At 50.8% G+C, this 18,986-nt stretch carries 13 protein-coding genes; 10 read left to right on the top strand and 3 right to left on the bottom strand.

The features are described 5' to 3' along the window. The 4 genes from NX720_RS18550 to NX720_RS18535 all read left to right on the top strand — a co-directional run bounded on the left by NX720_RS18550 (position 1) and on the right by NX720_RS18535 (position 6,173). Positions 1-2,907, top strand: a complete 2,907-nt coding sequence (locus NX720_RS18550) for a molybdopterin-dependent oxidoreductase Mo/Fe-S-binding subunit (protein ID WP_262596599.1) — start codon at positions 1-3, stop codon at positions 2,905-2,907. A gap of 71 nt (positions 2,908-2,978) precedes the next feature. Further along, positions 2,979-4,298, top strand: coding sequence for a guanine deaminase (gene guaD, locus NX720_RS18545; RefSeq protein ID WP_262596597.1), 1,320 nt, complete (start codon positions 2,979-2,981; stop codon positions 4,296-4,298). 108 nt (positions 4,299-4,406) lie between these two features. Continuing rightward, a complete protein-coding gene (arcC, locus tag NX720_RS18540) occupies positions 4,407-5,342 on the top strand; it encodes a carbamate kinase (protein WP_262596595.1) in 936 nt (311 codons plus the stop codon). A 186-nt stretch (positions 5,343-5,528) separates the two neighbouring features. Continuing rightward, positions 5,529-6,173 (top strand): hypothetical protein, encoded by a 645-nt coding sequence (locus NX720_RS18535; protein ID WP_262596593.1) that lies wholly within the window; start codon positions 5,529-5,531, stop codon positions 6,171-6,173. 169 nt (positions 6,174-6,342) lie between these two features. Here the strand turns inward: NX720_RS18535 and NX720_RS18530 are convergent, their stop codons facing one another. Both NX720_RS18530 and NX720_RS18525 read right to left on the bottom strand, forming a co-directional pair. Further along, positions 6,343-9,645, bottom strand: coding sequence for an ankyrin repeat domain-containing protein (locus NX720_RS18530; protein WP_262596591.1), 3,303 nt, complete (start codon positions 9,643-9,645; stop codon positions 6,343-6,345). A 177-nt stretch (positions 9,646-9,822) separates the two neighbouring features. After that, on the bottom strand, positions 9,823-9,990 hold the full coding sequence (locus tag NX720_RS18525; RefSeq protein WP_262596589.1) for a hypothetical protein: 168 nt from the start codon (positions 9,988-9,990) through the stop codon (positions 9,823-9,825). A 51-nt stretch (positions 9,991-10,041) separates the two neighbouring features. Between NX720_RS18525 and NX720_RS18520 the strand changes: the two genes are divergently transcribed. Beyond that, positions 10,042-10,710, top strand: coding sequence for a hypothetical protein (locus NX720_RS18520; protein WP_262596587.1), 669 nt, complete (start codon positions 10,042-10,044; stop codon positions 10,708-10,710). A gap of 52 nt (positions 10,711-10,762) precedes the next feature. Here NX720_RS18520 and NX720_RS18515 read toward each other — a convergent pair whose 3' ends face one another. Further along, on the bottom strand, positions 10,763-11,659 hold the full coding sequence (locus NX720_RS18515) for a hypothetical protein (protein ID WP_262596585.1): 897 nt from the start codon (positions 11,657-11,659) through the stop codon (positions 10,763-10,765). A gap of 145 nt (positions 11,660-11,804) precedes the next feature. Here NX720_RS18515 and NX720_RS18510 point away from each other — a divergent pair, with 145 nt between their 5' ends. From NX720_RS18510 to tssM, 5 genes are read left to right on the top strand one after another with little or no spacing between them, the layout of a single operon-like run. Continuing rightward, positions 11,805-12,887: an FHA domain-containing protein gene (locus NX720_RS18510; protein ID WP_262596584.1), complete on the top strand. Its 1,083-nt coding sequence runs from the start codon at positions 11,805-11,807 to the stop codon at positions 12,885-12,887. Beyond that, on the top strand, positions 12,880-13,353 hold the full coding sequence (tssJ, locus tag NX720_RS18505; protein ID WP_262596583.1) for a type VI secretion system lipoprotein TssJ: 474 nt from the start codon (positions 12,880-12,882) through the stop codon (positions 13,351-13,353). The genes NX720_RS18510 and tssJ overlap by 8 nt, the downstream gene beginning before the upstream one ends. A 15-nt stretch (positions 13,354-13,368) precedes the next feature. After that, positions 13,369-14,706, top strand: a complete 1,338-nt coding sequence (gene tssK, locus NX720_RS18500; protein ID WP_262596582.1) for a type VI secretion system baseplate subunit TssK — start codon at positions 13,369-13,371, stop codon at positions 14,704-14,706. Positions 14,707-14,720: 14 nt separating this feature from the next. Further along, the gene (gene icmH / locus NX720_RS18495; RefSeq protein WP_262596581.1) at positions 14,721-15,551 is read left to right on the top strand and encodes a type IVB secretion system protein IcmH/DotU; all 831 of its coding nucleotides are present in this window, start codon (positions 14,721-14,723) and stop codon (positions 15,549-15,551) included. Continuing rightward, positions 15,544-18,966, top strand: coding sequence for a type VI secretion system membrane subunit TssM (gene tssM / locus NX720_RS18490; protein ID WP_262596579.1), 3,423 nt, complete (start codon positions 15,544-15,546; stop codon positions 18,964-18,966). The genes icmH and tssM overlap by 8 nt, the downstream gene beginning before the upstream one ends. Positions 18,967-18,986 lie beyond the last annotated feature (20 nt).

Below are 18,986 nucleotides of genomic sequence, written 5' to 3'. Positions count from 1 at the left end.
ATGGACATTTCGTTTACTCTTAATGGCAAAGAACGGGTTATCAGGGCTGAAGCCGGTGAAAACGTTCAGGTGCTCCTGAAGCGTCTGGGTATGCGCTCCGTTCGCAACAGTGACGACGGCTATGGTTTTGCCGGTTCCGACACCATTCTGCTCAACGGTCATACCGTCAATGCCAGCCTGCTGATTGCTGCCCAGCTTGAAGGGTGTGAAATAGTAACGGCTGAGTCTCTGAATGAGTATGGTAAGCTGGGCCCGGTTCAGTCTGCCCTGATTGACGCTGGCGTCATTCAGTCCGGTTATAATGACCCCGCCCTGGCTTTGCTGCTGACCGATCTGCTCAGGCGCAACCCAAACCCCGCGCGATCTGAAATCACCGATAGTCTGTCGTCTTTATTCCTGAGAGAAAGTGCTTATCAGCAGGTATTTGATGCGGTAGAGATTGCCAGCAAGCGGATTAAGAATCCGCAATTCAACAAAGCCACCGCACCTTCTTTTGGCGACCACCTGCGCCATGTGGGTAAGCCCGGCGGTAAAGTGGACGCCGCAGCGACGATTAAAGCGGAAGCCTGCTTTGTGGAAGACTTTGTCGCTGCCGACGCCTGCGTCCTGAAGATGCTGCGCAGCCCCCATGCCCATGCCTATATTAACCATATTGATACCACTGAAGCAGAAAGCATGCCCGGCGTGGTAGCGGTATTTGACCATCGCAACTGCCCCGACGTTTACTACACACCGGGTGGTCAGACAGCACCTGAGCCTTCACCATTAGACCGTCGTCTGTTTGGTCAGAAGATGCGTCATTACGGCGACCGTGTCGCCGCTGTAGTGGCTGAAACCGAAGCCCAGGCGGAAGCGGCGCTGAAAACCATCAAGGTGGATTATGAAGTGCTGAAACCGGTGCTTTCCATTCGGGAAGCCATGGCAGACGACGCTCCCATTGTGCATAACGGTGTTATCAGCTACGGTGTTGGCGCTCCGGATAATCTGGAAGCACAGAACAAAACCGCTGACCCTCGTGATGGTCGCATTCATTTCAACTTCCCGTTTGGTGGTGATCCCCGCAAGAACATTGCCGCTACCGGTCATGGTGAAATTGGTGATATCAAGAAAGGTTTTGCGGAAGCGGATGTGGTACTGGAACGTACCTATCAGTCCCGTCAGTCACAACAGTTACCGCCTGAACAACACCTCTGTTACACCTACATGGAAGCGGATCGCATTATTGTTCGCGCGGCTACCCAGGTGCCATGGCATGTGCGCCGTAAAATCGCTACGGTTCTGGGCATAAAACAGCATAAAGTCCATGTCATTAAAGAGCGTCTGGGCGGTGGCTTTGGCTCCAAGCAGGACATTCTGGTGGAAGAAGTCTGTGCCTTTGCCACCCATGCCACCGGTCGTCCGGTACTGTTCCGACACACCAGGGAAGAAGAGTTTATTGCCACCTCTACCCGCCATGTGGCAGAAATCACCATTAAAATGGGCGCGAAAAAAGACGGCACCATTACGGCATTCGATGTGGATTTCCGCTTCAATACCGGCCCTTATGGCAACCATGCGTTAACCGTTCCCTGCAACGCTCCGGCTATTTCTCTGCCTTTGTATCCGTGCAGTAACGTTAAGTTCAAGGTCACCACCTACTACTCCAATATTGTTCCTACCGGTGCCTATCAGGGCTATGGCGGCCCGAAAGGTAACTTTGCGGTACAGATGATCGTGGCAGAAATGGCCGACGCCCTGGGTATTGACCAGCTGGCAATGATCGAGAAAAACCGGGTACATGAAGGCCAGTCACTGGAGTTACTGGGTAAAGTTGGCGAAGGTAAATTACCCACTTCTGTACCGGTGGCTCACAGTTGCGCCCTGGGTAAAGTGCTGGCACAGGGGGCGGATCAGTTTGGCTGGCATGTTCCTAAAGAAGATCCGGCAAAATCTCATATCTGTATTGGCCGTGGTCTGGCCACCATGCAACAGAAGTCTGGTATTCCCGATATTGATCAGGCCAATGCCTGGATCAAGCTGGCTTCTGACGGCACCCTGATTTGTCACTCTGGTGGCGCTGACCTTGGTACAGGACTGGATACCGTGGTAGCCAAATTAGCCGCCGAGGTGCTGTGTACCCGTCTGGATGATATTTATGTGGTGTCCGGCGATACCGACAGCTGCCTGTTTGACAAGGGTGCTTATGCTTCCAGTGGTACCTGTTTCTCCGGCAATGCCGCCAGGCTGGCCGCTGAAGACCTGCGCAAAAAGATTCTGAGAACTGCCGCTCATCTTCTGGAGCAACCGGTTGAATCCCTGCAGGTGGAATTCCCCGGAATTGTTCGTGTTAAAGATGCTCGTGGTAAAGACGCTCAAGGCAAGGACAGAAGCATCAGTTTCGGTGAAGTCGCACATTACGCTGAAAGCGGTACTGGCTGTGGGCAGTTGATGGGACAGGGCAGCTTTATTACCAGCGAGTTCGCCTTCCCTTACGGTGCCAACTTTGCCGAAGTAGCGGTGGATACCCGTACCGGTAAGGTCTCTCTGCGTAAATTACATGCCCTGGTGGACTGTGGCACGCCGATCAATCCGGAACTGGCACTGGGGCAAATCTACGGAGCCAGCTTGCGAGCCATCGGTCATACCCTGCAGGAGGCTATTCAATATGACGACAAAGGTCGTGTAGTGAATGCCAACTTTGCAGATTACGGCGCCCCCATGGTGGGTGACTTGCCGGAAGACTTCCTGGCAACTCTGGTACCCAGTGATGATCCGGTGGGACCATTCGGGGCTAAATCGGTGTCTGAGATCAGTGTTAATGCGGCAGCACCTGCCATTGTTTCAGCCATACACGACGCAACCGGTGTATGGGTGCGCGACTGGCATATAACACCGGAGAAAATGCTGCGGGCTTTGCGGGAAAAGTAAAACCTGCCACCGGGGCAACTAAGAACTGTCCCGGTTTCAAACATAAATAAAAAATACAACAAGGCGTTGTCATGCAATACCCAAATACGGTCAAAGCTGTCCGGGGAACTTTGCTGGATATCAGCGAAATCGGCAGTGACCTGGTATCCATTGAAAACAATCTGCGTTATATCAAAGATGGCCTGCTGATTATCCATCAGGGCAAAATTGCTTTTGCCGGTGAGTGGGAAGATGGCAGGGACTCTCTGCCAGAGTCCCTGCGTATTTGTGATTACCGGGGCAAACTGATTGTACCGGGCTTTATTGATACCCATATCCATTACCCGCAGATGGAGATTGTCGGTGCCTATGGTGAGCAGTTACTGGAATGGCTGAACACCTACACCTTCCCGACAGAAATGAAATATGGCGACAAACGCTATGCCAAAGAGATGGCAGGGCTGTTTGTTAAAGAGCTGCTGAAAAACGGTACCACCACCGCCATGGTGTTCTGCAGTGTGCATCCGGAATCCGTCGATGCGCTGTTTGAAGTGTGCGACCAGCGCAATATGCGCATGATCGCCGGTAAAGTGATGATGGACCGGAACGCGCCCGATGAACTTCTGGATACACCACAAAGCAGTTACGACGACTCGCGCCGGTTATTGAAAAAATGGCACAAACGCAACCGTCTGCTGTATGCCATTACCCCAAGGTTCGCGCCGACTTCCAGCCCGGAACAACTGGAAAAAGCCATGGCCCTGCGGGAAGAGTTCCCTGACGCTTACGTGCAAACCCACCTGTCAGAAAATACCGATGAAATTGAATGGGTGAAATCCCTGTTCCCTGAGCGTAATGGCTATCTGGATGTGTACGACCATTACCGTTTAACAGGTGAGCGCAGTGTTTACGCCCACTGCATTCATCTGGAAGAACAGGAGTGGCAGGTTATGGCAGAAACCGGATCATCCGTGGCGTTCTGCCCCACGTCCAATATGTATCTCGGCAGCGGCCTGTTTAATTACCCGAAAGCGGTAAAAGACAATGTACGGGTTGGTATGGCGACCGATGTCGGCGCAGGCACCTCCTTCAATATGTTCCAGACCCTGAACGAAGCCTACAAGGTGGTACAGCTGCAACAGCAGAAACTGTCAGCACTGGAAGGCTTTTACCGTGCCACCCTGGGGGGCGCTCACTCTCTGTATCTGGATGACAAAATTGGTAATTTTGCTATTGGCAAAGAGGCTGATTTTGTGGTGCTTGACCCAATGGCAACCCAGGTACAACAGCTGCGCTGGGATAACTCCACCACCCTGAGTGAAAAGCTGTTTGTGCTGATGACACTGGGTGATGACCGGAACATTTACCGGACATACGTCGATGGGACAATGGTTTACTCCTGTACCCGGTGAAACGCTTTTAGCGGTTGGCTGTTGGCTGTTGGCTGTTGGCTAAAAGCTAAAAGCCAAAAGCCAAAAGCCAAAAGCCAAAACGAAAAATAAAAAATAAACGGAAGTACAATGAGAATTGTTATAGCTTTGGGAGGCAACGCGATCCTCCAGCGTGGTGAACCTCTTGACTGCGAAACCCAGCGCAGGAACATTCATATAGCGGCTGAATCCATTGCCAGAATTGCCCGTGATCATCAGGTGATTCTGACCCACGGTAACGGGCCACAGGTCGGCCTGCTGGCGCTGATGAATGACCACTATAAAGAGGTGGCGCCTTATCCGCTGGATTCACTGGGGGCTCAGACCCAGGGGATGATTGGCTACCTGTTTGAACAGGAACTGCGTAACCAGATGCCAGGGCAGAAAGTGTGTGTTATGTCCACGCAAACCCTGGTCGACAGTGATGACCCGGCGTTTTCCGACCCTGATAAATTCGTGGGTCCGGTTTACACTCGTGAACAGGCTGACAGTCTGCTCAACGAGCACCCTGACTGGGTTATCAAAGCGGACGGAAAACATTTCCGCCGTGTCGTCGCTTCGCCCAAACCTCAAGCCATTCTTGAACTGGCTTCACTGCAACACCTGGTCAGTGCGGACGATATTACCGTGATCTGCGGTGGTGGTGGTGGCGTCCCCGTCAAACGAACCAGGGACGGACTGTTAAAAGATGTTGAAGCCGTTATCGATAAAGACCGTTCCTCAAGCCTGCTAGCAGAAAAACTTAACGCTGACGCTTTCCTGATTCTGACCGATGTCGATGCCGTTGCCACACAGTTTGGGCATCCGGACTCCAGAAATATTCGTACCGCAACCCCTGAAGGACTGAACCAGTTCGATTTTGCCTCTGGTTCCATGGGTCCGAAAATCGAGGCTGCTGTGGACTTTGTCAGGCGCACAGGAAAAATGGCTGCCATTGGTTCCCTGAATCGTTGCAGTGATATTCTCTGCTCGGATTCAGGGACTGTCATTCGACCCGGCGGTGATGGAGAGGTGACGTATTATTAACACATTTTCTCAACACGATTGACGGGAGGTGGCGTCAGACAAAGTGAAACCTGCAACCGTGTGCCCTGCAGGAACTTATTCTATATCCAGAGGTCGAACTCACTGATAACAAACGTTAAATGGAGATTACCCATGGATTCTACTTCTCTTGTCGGCTCCGCCTCACAAAGACCAGCTGCACCAACTTTGACTGACAGTACCTCAGCCGATACTCCCGGAAGGTGGAGTAAGGTCAGTGATTCATTCCGGTATATAGTGGACACTCTGGATTACCTGTTCTGCAAACCCCTCGATAGCCGGGAAGTGGAAAAAACACCCTGGAACTCCCTGAAATACTACACCAGTGCGATAACCAACAGGTTCGGGCTTGCTCTCTTTGCCGGAACCCTTGCCGGTGGGACTACCCTTGCTTTTACAGCCGGGTGCAAAATGCTCAGCAATATGCCTGCCCGATACCTGCAAAACAACCCCGGGGCACTTGCTGTCCCTGTCGCTACCATGATGTTAACGACTTATGTCTGTGGGCGGATTGGCCAGCAGGCAGGTAAGGCTGCCGACACACTGCTGGCAGACAGGCAGATCAGGAACGCAGCAACAGAGGAACCACAGGGTTTTCTGCAGAGAAACCGCTGTGCTGTCACACTGGCGGCACTGGGAGCCCTCTCAGCCCCGGCCATTATGCTGGCAGGTGTTCCTTCAGCCGCCGCTGGTATCGCTCTGCTGGAAAGGGGGGTAGTGGCTGCAACGGTGACTAACTCTATTGTCCAGGGAGCCCTTGGCTTCATAGCAGCTCATCTGGAAAACCGGGCGGCCAGCCTCAAAGCCCGTTAATAACATCCTTCCTACCAGATCGCAGGGAGCTCTCTTTCAGTTAGGGGCGCAGCATTTAATAACTTACCGGGCTTTTGGCTATTAGCTGCTCATACAGCCAACAGCCAACAGCCAACAGCCAACAGCCAACAGCCAACAGCGGTATATTATGTTCTGCTGCTTCCCTTAGTTAAGAGGTATTCTGCGACTGGCTTCGGGCTGCTATAGCCTCACACAGTAACTTTGCAATCTCGATGTTGCCTTTTGCGACTGCGACTTTCAGAGCCGTATCGCCCTTATTATTCGGTTTGTTAACTTCGATGCCGGGCACTGCCAGCAACGCCTTAACGCACTCAACACTCGCCCTCGCCCCTCCGGCTGCATGGTACAACGGTGTCGAACCATTAATATCTTTCTCATTGACCTGAATGCCGTGTGCTTCAAGTAAAGCCTTAGTGCACATGACTTCACCGCGGCTAACAGCGAAGTGCAATGGTGTCGAACCAGTATTATTTTTCTCATTGACCTGAATGCCGGATGCTTTAAGTAAAGCCTTAGTGCACATGATTTTGCCAAAGCAGACAGCGTGGTGCAATGGTGTCGAGCCAGTATTATCTTTCTCATTGATTTGGGTTTCTGGCACATCCAGTAATGCATTAAGGCATTCGATGAAGCCATTTGTGGCAGCGTTGTGCAGGGGTGTAAAGCCTTTGCAATCCTTCTTGTTGACTTTGATTCCGTGCGTTTTCAATAACTTGTTAAGACATTCGGTGAAGCCGTTTCTGGCAGCGTGGTGCAGGGGCGTAAAGCGATCATTAGTCGCCTTGTTGACTTTAATGCCGGGCGCGTCCAGCAGCATCTGAACGCACTTTGCGTGGCCTCCTCTGGCAGCAGAGTTCAGGGGTGTCAAGCCATTATTATTCTGTTTGTTGACATCAATGCCGGATGCTGTAAATAGCTCCTTAATACACTCTGCATGACCTCCTGAAGCTGCGAGGATCAGAGGGGTAAGGCCCTTATAATCCGCCATATTGACTTGAATGCCGGACTTTTTCAATAGCTCATGAATGCACTCTGCGTGACCTTTTGAGGCAGCCCAAGCCAGGGGCGTAAAGCCCTGGTTACCGCGTTTGTTGACTTCAATGCCGGGTGCTTTTAATAGCTCCTGAACGCACTCTGCGTGACCTCTTACGGCAGCGTGGTGCAGAGCCGTACGATCCATGGAATCCTCTTTGTTGACCTGAGTGTCAGGCGATTCCAATAGCACATGAATGCACTCTGCATGCCCCCCTGAGGCAGCGAGGTGCAGTGCCGTATGGCGCTCATTATCCTCCTTGTTGACTTGAATGCCGCGTGCTTTCAGTAACTCCTGAATGCACTCTGCGCGACCCCCTAAGGCAGCGAGGTGCAGTGCCGTAAAACCCTTATAACTCGCCATATTGACTTGAATGCGGCGCTTTGTCAGTAGCTCCTTAATGCACTCTGCGTGACCTGCTAAGGCTGCAATAGTCAGGGGCGTAAGGCCCTTATTATCCCTCACATTGAACTCAATGCCGGGTACGCGCAGTAAGGACTTGACGCACTCCGCGTGACCGTTCCGGACAGCGCTGTGCAGGGGATTCCAACCCCATTTGTTTTTATGGTTAACCTCTTCACGGTTCCTATGGGCCAGAAGATATTGCACCCCATGCACCGCACCAAGGCGTGCAAAAACGCCGAGGAGGTTTTCGCCATTATTGTTAAGTCGATCTATTAATTGATCGCAATGGCCCGTTGACAGGAGACGAGACATTGTGTCCCCCTGCTCCAGAGCGTAAGCCCGTTCAAATAATCGTCGACAATCCTCAGGTGTCAGCAGTTGCCCTATAGCCTCTCGTGAAAAATTTGAGATTTGCCAACTGTTCAGACTTTGTGTGATCGGCGAAATATTGACTCCTTGCTCACGGAGTTCTGACAGGACTGGTTCCAGCAATGGGGTGTCCACTAACCAGCGCAGAACATCTGGCGAAACGGGGTTTGTGCCGGAGCTGACCAACTGATCGACGACACGCCGGCATAATTCCTCTTTGAAACCTTTATCGCTGTGAGCCAGTTTATCGGTCAGTTGATTGGAAAGTGCCTGAATCACGGATGGTGGTATTTTACGGAGTTGTTCACGGGTGGCGTCATGCAGGAAAAACGAAGCAATATCCCCGGCACTTTGGGTCTGTTCCATGGCCTGGGTCAGTATAGCGTGGCCAACTTCTTTCCAGGTGCTGAAGTCAATGGCCTGTAAATGGGAGAGTTGAAGTGAGTCGTGATTGCCCGCGTCAAAAGTGCACTCCTCTCCCGCACCCAGACAGTGGTCGTTGCGAAATACCCAGAAGAAATGCCCACCAATCGTTCCTATACAGGATTTCGAGTCAGCTTCGCCGGGAATGGCGGTGACAACCTTAACCGATGAAGAGTCGCAGAAGTGGCCGGTGACCCAGGCCAATAATTTTTCCCGATAGCGGGCAAGGGAAAAATTACCCTCCTCTTTTTCTTCCATCAGTGTCCAGAGATTAAGGGATTGTTCCCCGGTTGCTTCCAGTAAATAGTTAACCGGTTTACAGAGTTGATTTTCCAGTGCCCCGGTTTTGTCCGCAGTCAGCTCAGAGGGAACAATGTCGCTGGTTTCCCATGCTGACACACCCAGCTGTTGAAGGGACTCTTTAAGCTGGTCAGCCCATTCATTCGCCATTGCCCGAAGGATAGTGCACCCGTTAACTGACAGTTTTACCTCAGAACAAAAACGCTGGACAACATTGGCGTTCAAATGGGTTGGAGCCGATGGATCAGGAACACTGGCAAGTCCCAGAGATTCACAGTAAAGGTTGTAAAACCCGTTACCCCAGTGGGTTTCCATACCTGCCGGAATATTAGTAACGCCCTCCCGTTGCAGTTGAAACAGAAAAGAATCAACAAATTGTTTAAGCAGGCGTTTTTTTACGGTGAACAGTTTCGCGTCCAGCCCTTTTTCCCGGGACGCCTGGAAATAAAGAAAGTTTTGGCTAAAACGACCGTAAACGCCTTGCAGGCAAAGATCGATACCGTACAGGCACTCATGGAGTAGAGAAGTGATATGTGTTTTTTGGGCATCGTTTTGACAGCCTTGTAAATGTTTAAGATGGGTGACCAGTTGATGGATCTGGGAGCGGGTATCACGATATATGGGAAACAAGAATTTCCTGAAATGTTCCGGTGCTTTATCCAGGTTGTCTAAAAAAACGTCTATTTGCCTGTCGTATTGATGGCCAACATAGTTGCAGGCCAGCGCCTTGAGTGCCTTAATATCATCCAGAAACCTGGATTTAATTTCCGGGAAAAAGCCATCATCCTCCAGCTTCTGATAACTATCCACCTTTGGCAACTCAATATAATCAGGCTGATGATCAGACGTTTGAGGCAGATCGCCTTCAGTGGACGAAGTGTGTGGCCAGGGCTGGAAAAGCCTTGAAGGAACGCTTCTCATCTGGGCTGGGAACATGGTTGGAAAATCCTCTTTTCAGTCAAGTCGCCCCGGCAGTAACCTGTGTAGAGTTACTCCATTTCCATGCTTAACATGCGGCTGCTATTTAAATAGAAAACTCTTTGACCAATAAGGAGAGGACAAGTTCCACCTTGTCAGGGTCTCAGGGCAGAAAGACGCTTATGGATCAAGGCTACGAAACCCTCTTCCTTCTGTGGCGATATTCTTTTTCAGCCAGGCAAGTGTCGCTCTTGTGTATATTCCAGCAAAAGGTTCTACCACTTCCTGAGAACTCTCTTTGAAAAAATTTTTATGAAGAATATGGGGCAAATCCTGTCTAAACTGCATGTGAGGGTTTTTTCGTATTCGAAGCCCTCTGCCCCTGAACGGTGCCAAGCCATGGAAAATTATTTCTCTGACCTTGATATAGCGGGTGCCGTCGATGCCGTCGATGCCGTCGCCCATGGCTATACCCCACTGCCGGAAATTGACCCTCAACTTCTTAACTATTACGAGCGTCACAGGGTAAGGTTGCTGGAGCAATTGATCCAGGAAGTGACGCAGAGGGTCACAAAGCGCATAGTCATGCAAGGTCTTGAAGTACTGACTGGCAACCTGGCCGATGTGGTGGCAAACATCCCTGCTGCCGTAAAAACAAGCCGTCACCTGGCCTGCCTTCGTTCGTTGCTGGAAACAGAGAGCTACGAGTGTGTTTGCCGCGAAGGGGAAGGGCAAGACTGCAAAGACATCATTCGTTATGTCATAAATCAAAAATCCAAAAAACTCGCCAGAACCGGCATCGACATGATACCTGGCGTCAGCACTCTACAGGCAGCAGGTTCAAAGGCTCGCGCAGCCTACAAATTCATACGTGGAACACTCGGTCAAACCAGAGGATACATGGCCTATGACTTACACAAAAAAATGAAAACATGCTCTCTGGCCCAGGCTGCCGCGGCTGAAATGCTGGGCAGTGTTTATCTGCCAAAATGCTGGGTAAAAGCCTACACAGTCAGGGACTGGGATGAAGGCTGGACAGTTCTGCAAGAAAAAATGGAATCAAAATGAGCGACACCACCTGATCTCTTCCCCGTCCAGAATTGGGGTTAAAAAAACGGCCTCATTTTCTGGTCACAGAAAAAATTTTGGTAAAAGATGTACCAGAAACGGAATGATAGCCGGGCCACTTCAAAGGCAGGCACTCCTCATTATAAGTGACCATAAACTCTCTAAGGTTACTGCGCTGAACCCGGTAAGAACCTGCGTTACCGTCATAAAACAGAAACGACCCGGGTCGATCATGAATGATGGCAATGGCATGCCGACCATCCCATAGAGTGATGAGAATCGCTTTGATATCGGGGTTGAGATCGAATGATTCATGGATATTTAGAAAATTCCTGCCCCATCTTAACTCACTCGCTATTAACCCCAGCCGTTCCGCTTCCCCAACAATAGTTTTAATAGAAGGGTCTTTTGCCATTGCCTTTTCCGCCAGCTCATAAGCCTGCCTGCTGGCAACAACATTTTTTCCTTTAAGTCGCGGGAAGCTGGTGGTCATGTGAAAACTTAACTGCTCCCTCAGCCACAGAAGAGCGGTCTGCAAACACACTCCGTATCCGGGATCCCCCCTGGCTACAAAAACGGTATAACGCTGCTGTGACTTCGACAGTTTGACGGATAATCTTCGGGGTGGTGCATGCAACGCCCTGAAGATATAGGAGTTCTCTCCCCGTATACTTTTTAGAAGGAACTTGATGGCTACCGCGTACTTTCTTTGCTTCTCTGGCCTTATGGCTTTAAACAGGGCTTCAAATACAGAACCGACGTCGTTTGGTAACGGTGGTTCGCTCTCCCAGACAATATTCTGATTAACCCGTTTCTTGAGTTCATTTAGCAAAGGTAGCATAGAACTTTCTGTTTGCCCGGGGTCTTCTGTATGCTCAAGACGTACAACAGGATTCACTTGCCTGATACGAACAATGAAGTCATTGATAAATTGCTGAGTTACTATCACTGGACTATTCCCACAACTTCTCAGAAGCATAACACAGCGGGTGAGACTGCATTTCCCCACAAACCATCTACACTCTTTTTAACATCTGCCACTTGCCTCAGGTCGACTTCCGACCTGACCTTAACCAAGACTCCCGATCATTACCATGCAGTTTATGATCATCAATGTGCCCGCAGGAGAACAAGTTGCCAGCCTGAGCCACTCGCTAAATGCCGATGAATTGCTTATCGGTCAGTCTGAGTCGTGCCAGATCCGGTTACCTGATCGTCAGAACCAGGTTGCTGAGCAACACGCCCGCCTGACTCGTGAAGGCCCGCTCTGGTATGTGGAAAACCTGAGTGATCGTCCTTTGCATCTCAATCAGGTCGAAGTACCGACTCAAGCAAGCCAGCGGCTTTTATTAAGCGACGCCGACATTCTTTCCTGTGGCGGCTATCAACTGGTAGCCAGTGATTTCACCCCCTGGCTGAACGCTACTGACCGGACAGGCAAGCCTGAACTGACAGCAACAGAGGACCAGGACCCAGTTCCGGAGCAGTACGCTCTCGCACCCACCATCGACGGAGAGGAAGATGAAGAAGCCCTTGATGATCCTTTTGCCAGAGAGCCCGCGTCGGCGGGCAATCAATCGGATAGCGGGGATGTTGATGTCGCTGTGTCCGCAGATGACAAACCACTGGTGGAACTCGCCTTAACGACCAACCTGAGACGTACTGTTGAAGGCAGCTTTACCAGCCCGGAAAATCATACCCCTCTGATTGACGTACTGTCAGAGCCAAACGACCTGGATGATGACTGGAGCATACACAGAGGGCTATGGTACGGCAAAATTACCCAGCCTCAGGAGTCATTTTATTCACCTTTAACAGCCTCTACACCCGGGACGCCAGCCAAACAACAACGTTCTATCTGCAAGGCGATGCTGACAGCGCTTGATCAGGCCATCAAAGATTTTTGCCCGGATCATCTGTCTGAACAGTTCATGCAATCCATCACCTCCACCTCGTTAGCAGGGGACATTCGTCGTACAAGACGAATACGACAGTACTTTCGCAGGCAGACTGACACACCGCCGCCTGACGTGGCATCAGGTCTGGATTTTCTGCCCAGATACCAACGTTACTACCAGCAGTTGATGGACAGCAAACGTTACCGGTTACTGTTTTTGCAACGTTTCCGTCAAGCACTGAAAGAACAGGAGCAGCTATTGGGGAGTAACGATGATTGAACGTAAAAAAGCCGCCTTTGTCCTGATCATAGTAGCCTTGTTTCTAACTGGCTGCCGTTCAAAGCCGTCTCCAACCATCCTGACTCTGGATATCAGCGCAGGTTACGATATCAATCGGATCGGATCAGGCTTAGCTGCACCGTTGCAGACCCGCCTGTATGAACTCAGTAGTAAAACGTTATTTGAACAGGCGGATTTTCTGGATATCTACCTGAAAGATGCCAACACATTGCAGGACAGCCTGGTCAAAAAACATCAGTTACCAGTACTTCACCCCGGGGAACACCGCAAACAGACTTTTCAGCTCAACAAGGCCACTCGCTACATTGGGATTCTTGGCGAATTTGCCAGCTACAACAGTGCGGTGGCCCGTGATGTTGAAGCCATAAAAAAAAATGCAGCCAACCCGGTGAAGCTGATTATAGAGGAAAATCGTTTACGCCTGATGACCACTCCCGATCAATAACAGGGCTACGAAACCATGAATCATACTTTTGATAAAGTTGTCTGGCAGGAAGGAATGTTTTTAAGCCCTCAGCATTTCCAGCAACAGGAACGCTACCTTGAACACCATAGCCGCCAGCTGCTCAGTATTCAGAACCCGGGACAGGCTGGCTTTATCAGCCTGCGCATTGATACAGAACAGCTCAAAGCCGGCAAGCTGTTCCTGCGCGAAGCCTGCGGATTGTTTCCTGACGGAACACCTTTCGAGCTGACTGACAATCTGATCAGGGATATTGACAGCGCCAATGCCGGGGCAACGGTGTACCTGGCACTGCCCCTGTTACGTTCAGCCCAGGTGGACACTGCAACAGCAGAACATCTGTCCAGCGCCATACGACACAAAAGTTTTGACCGCACCATCCGGGACAGCACAAACCACGACAACGATACCGTTGAGCTGGAACTCTGCCTTCTGAATCCCAGCCTGATGCTGGACGGTGAACCTCTGGACGACTACACGACTCTGGCTGTTGCACGTATTCAGGAGTTCAACTCCGATAGCGAGATCCTTCTGGATAGCACTTTTATCCCCCGCTGCATGGACTACCGGGTTTCCCGCTACCTGGTTGAGCAGGTACAGAATATGCAGGCTCTGATGCAACAACGGGCAGCCCTGATTGCTGCACAGATCGGGGTTGAAGGTGAGCTGAAAAGCTTCCAGACCATGCAAATTGCCTATATGTGGCTGCAGGCCCTGAATCGTTATGGTGCCTGGCTGAAACAAATTGAGCATCAAACAGGCGTCAGTGCTGCACAGCTTTACCACGACCTCGTTATGATGGCTGCCGACCTGTCGACCTTTACCACCACCCTGGCACCGGACTTTCCGGTATTCGATGAAAACAACATATACGCCTCGTTCGCTCCTGTCATTTCCTGCCTGTTACTGAACCTGCGACAGGCCAGCAAGGAGAAAGTCGTGACCGTAAGCTGGGACAAAAGTCTATACAAACGTCGTCGTTTACTTCGCTGTGAGTTTGAAGACCGGACCCTGTTTAACGACGGACGATTTATACTGGCGGTTTCATCCGGCCTTGGTTCTGAAGTAACACGTTCAACCTTTGTATCAGCAGCTAAACTCTGTGGACACAACCGTATTGCTGAACGGGTACGCAATGCCCTGTCAGCGGTTCCTCTGACCCCAATGGCAACAGCGCCTCTTGAGCTGCGCATTCAGCCAAACACCGTGTATTTCGAAATCGATACCGGTGACGCCCTGTGGCAGGAAATGATCAGAACCCGTGACAAACTGGCACTGCATGTGGATGAACAGATGCCAGAAGATACCACCATTGAGTGCTTTGTCATTCGCTAGCCGGAGCCTTTATCATGAGTACCGGGGATACTATAAGTACCGGGGACAGTGTTGCTTCTGAACAGAGCCAGTGCGCCGATACAAAAGACCTGCTGACCCATTTTTCCGCCACCAGCAACCCGCTGCTCAACCTGTCCGCAGAGCTGCTGTCCATTCTGACCACGCTGTCGCAACAGAAAAGCAGCCACAACCTGCCCGAGCTACACCAGTACCTGTTGAAGTGCATGAGTCAGTTACACAACAGCGGACTGCGAGCCGACTATTCTCCCCGGTTGATGGAAAAAGCCTGCTATGCCCTGTGCGCTGCCTTTGACGAAGAGATCATGAACACCCGCTGGGGACAGGCTGCCTACTGGGAAAATCACAGCCTTGTGGCTCAGCTGTTCAAGCAGCGAAATGCCGGAGAGGTCTTTTTTATCCTGCTGGAACAGGCCTGTCAGAACACCAGTCGTATGATTGACTTTATTGAGCTGCTCTACGTTCTGCTTCGCCTGGGATTTAAAGGCAAGTATATGAATACCGATGGTCATGCACTGGCACAGTTATGCAGTGATTTATACGACGACATCTCTAAATACCGGGGCGACAGCCCCGTACCTTCAGTGCCGATAGCAGCCAGTCCATTTCGACCCCTTCGCCAGCTACCTATCCTGCGCTTCCTGCCATTAATACTGGCTATTCTGGTGGTCTGTGGCGTATTGACTCACCTCTGGATCGAGGACACCAACCAGGATTACAGCGACAACCTGAGCTTACTCACCGCGTCAAAACGGGCTGAGTGTCCGTCAGATTTAGCGCTCCTCTCTCAAACCGACAATTTCAGCTGCCCCTCAGATCATGAATAAAAACATCCTGATAGCTGTCGCTCTCACAGTTGTCCTGCTGCTGGTATGGCTACTGCCGTTATGGGTAAGCGATACCTTTGCCTGGCTGACCCCTGTCTGGCAGATCCTGATCACACTACTGCTGACGTTACCCTGGCTCCTGTTCCTGCTCTGGAAATACTTACGGCGACGCCATTCACTGACAGCACAGGAAGAAGACGTCACAGAACAGGATGAAAAGCAACGTAAGCAGAAACTGAACGAAGACTGGAAGCAACTGTGGAAAAAGTTGTATCAGCGACATAGCAATAACCCTTATGCCCTGCCCTGGATGATGATGCTGGGTCCCGACGGCTCAGGCAAAACTGAATGGCTGATCGACGGAGGTTATGAACGCATCAGAGGCAAAGGAGCCGATCTGCGTTCCGGTATTGTATTCTGGCTGGGCGAGTCTGCGGTAATCATCGAACTGACGGGGCACTACTACACCCAGAACAAAGAGTCCCAGGCGGAACAACTGTGGCAGTACCTGATCAGGTTACTGAAAAGAAAACGCCCCAGGCGCCCCTTAACCTCTGTTATAACCATCTTGTCTACTGAACAGCTGGTACTTCGACAACCCTTCGGCTTACAGGAACTGGCAAGGCAGTTGCGCTGGCGACTGATGGAACTGAACCGGCACTTCAGGTTACAGCTGCCCACATGGTTACTGTTAACACAGGCTGACAGACTGAATGGTTTTGCTGAATTTTTTCGGAACTGCAGCCAGCAAAAACAGGTGATGCCCTGGGGGTTTTCCCTGCAGGAAGGCTATCGTTCCGACCATTTTTGTCAGGCCTTCAACCGTTGCCATCAGGAACTGTGCTCACTAATGCCCCACGCCCTGCAGCACGAAAAAGACGGCAATGCCCGTCGGGCGCTTATGCGTTATTGCCTGCAGTTTTCACTGCTGGGAGAGAGGTTACGTTTTTTCTGTGAAGAAATGTTCCAGTCACAACCCCATACGCCTACACCGCAACTAAAAGGCGTCTGGTTAAGTTCGGTCGGCCAGAAAGGGAGCAGCATCAACCTTCTGGCTTCAGAGCTGGCACGCATTCATGGTTTTACCGTATTAACGGAAACACCACAGGTTCCAAACACCCAGAGCCTGTTCAACCAGCAATTTTTTAACCATATTATTTTGAACAACCTGGGCGACGTGGGTGAAAATTCCATTGCCCGTAAACTCTGGCAGCTGAAGACAGTGACATCCATTGCAGCACTGGTCTTTACTTTGTTTGCAGGTCTGGGGTTCTGCTGGAAGAAGATTGGTGACAATCAACAATTACTTCATGAACAGCAAAGCACGATTCGGGATTACCGGTTTGCGATACACCAACTGGATGAAAGCGATAGTGACAGCTTTGTTGATGCCATCGCCCCCCTTAGTAAACTTAAAGAGCTGAACGACAGCTACCAGAAGACAGCAACGGCCTTCTACCATCTGGGACTGATGGACTGGAACCAGGCCAGAAAAATCCATGAGGCTTACCTGCTCCAGCTACAACTTCACCTGTTCAAGCCACTGGCCGCAATGTTACGTAAAGAACTGGACTCTGCCGAGCAAAAAAACAGCAGGACACTGTTTGATTCCCTGCAACTTTACCTGATGCTCTTTAAACCCGATATTCGGGATACCCCACTGCTCGAAACCCATATTATCAGCTTACTGGCTAAGGAGAAGGTACTGGAAACCACCACCCAGCAGCAGCTGTCGCTATTACTAAAAGACCTCTGGCAGCTGAAACATCCCCAAATCAAGCCCGATATTGCTTTAACTGATGGAGCCAGACAGTCCCTTAGTGGGCAACTGGACGAAAAAGTGATATACGACCATATCATGGCATTACCACAGTACCAGGGAACGGCCACGACAAAAGAGTTGTTTGGTGATGACTTTGACCAGCTGTTTATGCTTAAAAATAGTGATAGCGAGCCCGGCCTGCCCCGGTTTTATACCCGCAATCACTACCAGACTCTCAACCTGTCCCCCCTGTCGCCACTACTGAAGCAGGAAATCAGCAATCTGAACCTTATCCGCAGAGGCCTGTCGGCAGTTTCTGCGGTTGAATTAAGTCGTGTCAGCGCTAAAGTGCGGGAGCTGTACTTTCAGGATTACATCCGGGCATGGCAAAAACTACTGGATCGCATTGAGCTTCGTCCGGTCAACTCACTGCCACAGCTCTACAAACAGCTATTAAACCTTTACTCTGGTGAGCATGCCCCTCTGTTCACTCTGATGGCCACCATAGCCAGCGAAACCCAACTGGCAGATGACTCAATCAGCCAAAAATCGACGACAGCCAGCAACAAGCTGGCAACCGCTACCGAGTCTATAAAAGCGCAACAACTCAGTGAAGCCGCCAAGCGTACCGCCGCTCTTATTTCCGGGTCGCAGTCCATATCGGCGGACGATCCCGCTATCGTTAACCAGGCATTCACTGAATACGTTAATTTTGAAAAGCAACAGGCCGATACCCTGGTGCCGATACTGTCAGCCATTGTCAAAGAGCTACAGGGCATCAGTGCACACTACAACCAGGATTTGGCTCTGTATGAGCAGGCGGTTCAAGTGGCTGAAGACAAGGACGTCGAACTGCCCGATCTCTGGCAACTGGCATCAAGCAGTAAAACCATTGCGGCAAAATGGTTTGGACAGATTGCCAACCAATACTGGCGACAGATTATGTACGGTGCTTCACAATACGCACAAGACCAGTGGCAGGTTTCTGTGTACAGTTTTTACAGCCAGTACATTAGCCAGCGTTTTCCGCTGTCACCCAAAGCCAGCAGTAACAGCCGGATAATTGACTTTATTGATTTCTTTAAACCGAAAGGGCTGCATGACAACTACACGACATTAGTTTTGCAGCCGTTTATTTTCAGCACCGATACCGGCTGGCGGCTTAAAAGAATACGGGGACAGAGACTCAATCTCGGAAAGCGCTTCCTGAATCAGCTGAATAATGTCAGAACCCTGCAAAAAAGTCTGTTCAATGCCGATGGCACCCTGCAAATTAAATACCGCATGCGCTGTACCGGGCTAACGTCAGAGGCCACCGAGTTTTCCATAAGAGATAACAATGGTCGCTTTATTTACCAGCATGGCCCACAGCTCTGGCAGGAACGGCTCTGGCCCAGCGATGATACCGAACAGCTGACTGTCTCCATGCTGGACAGCAGCCTGAAACTGTCACAACAGAGTTATTCCGGTAGCTGGGCGTGGTTACGTTTTATCTTCGACTGCCAGCAATGGCAGAACGGCAACCGGACTGAGCTGAGATATAGCTATAAAGGTTATGATGCCCGGCTAGAGCTTGATATGGATCGCCGGAGAACGCCTTTCAGCCATGAAATTTACACAAGGATCGATCTCCCGCAACAGATCCGCTATTAACTGGCTCCCTGTATCGGCAG

Origin of the sequence: Endozoicomonas euniceicola, from assembly GCF_025562755.1 — a bacterium.
Classification (GTDB): Bacteria; Pseudomonadota; Gammaproteobacteria; order Pseudomonadales; family Endozoicomonadaceae; genus Endozoicomonas_A; species Endozoicomonas_A euniceicola.
The sequence above is the reverse complement of the archived record's forward strand: the minus strand, read 5'-3'. Positions and strand labels throughout refer to the sequence as shown.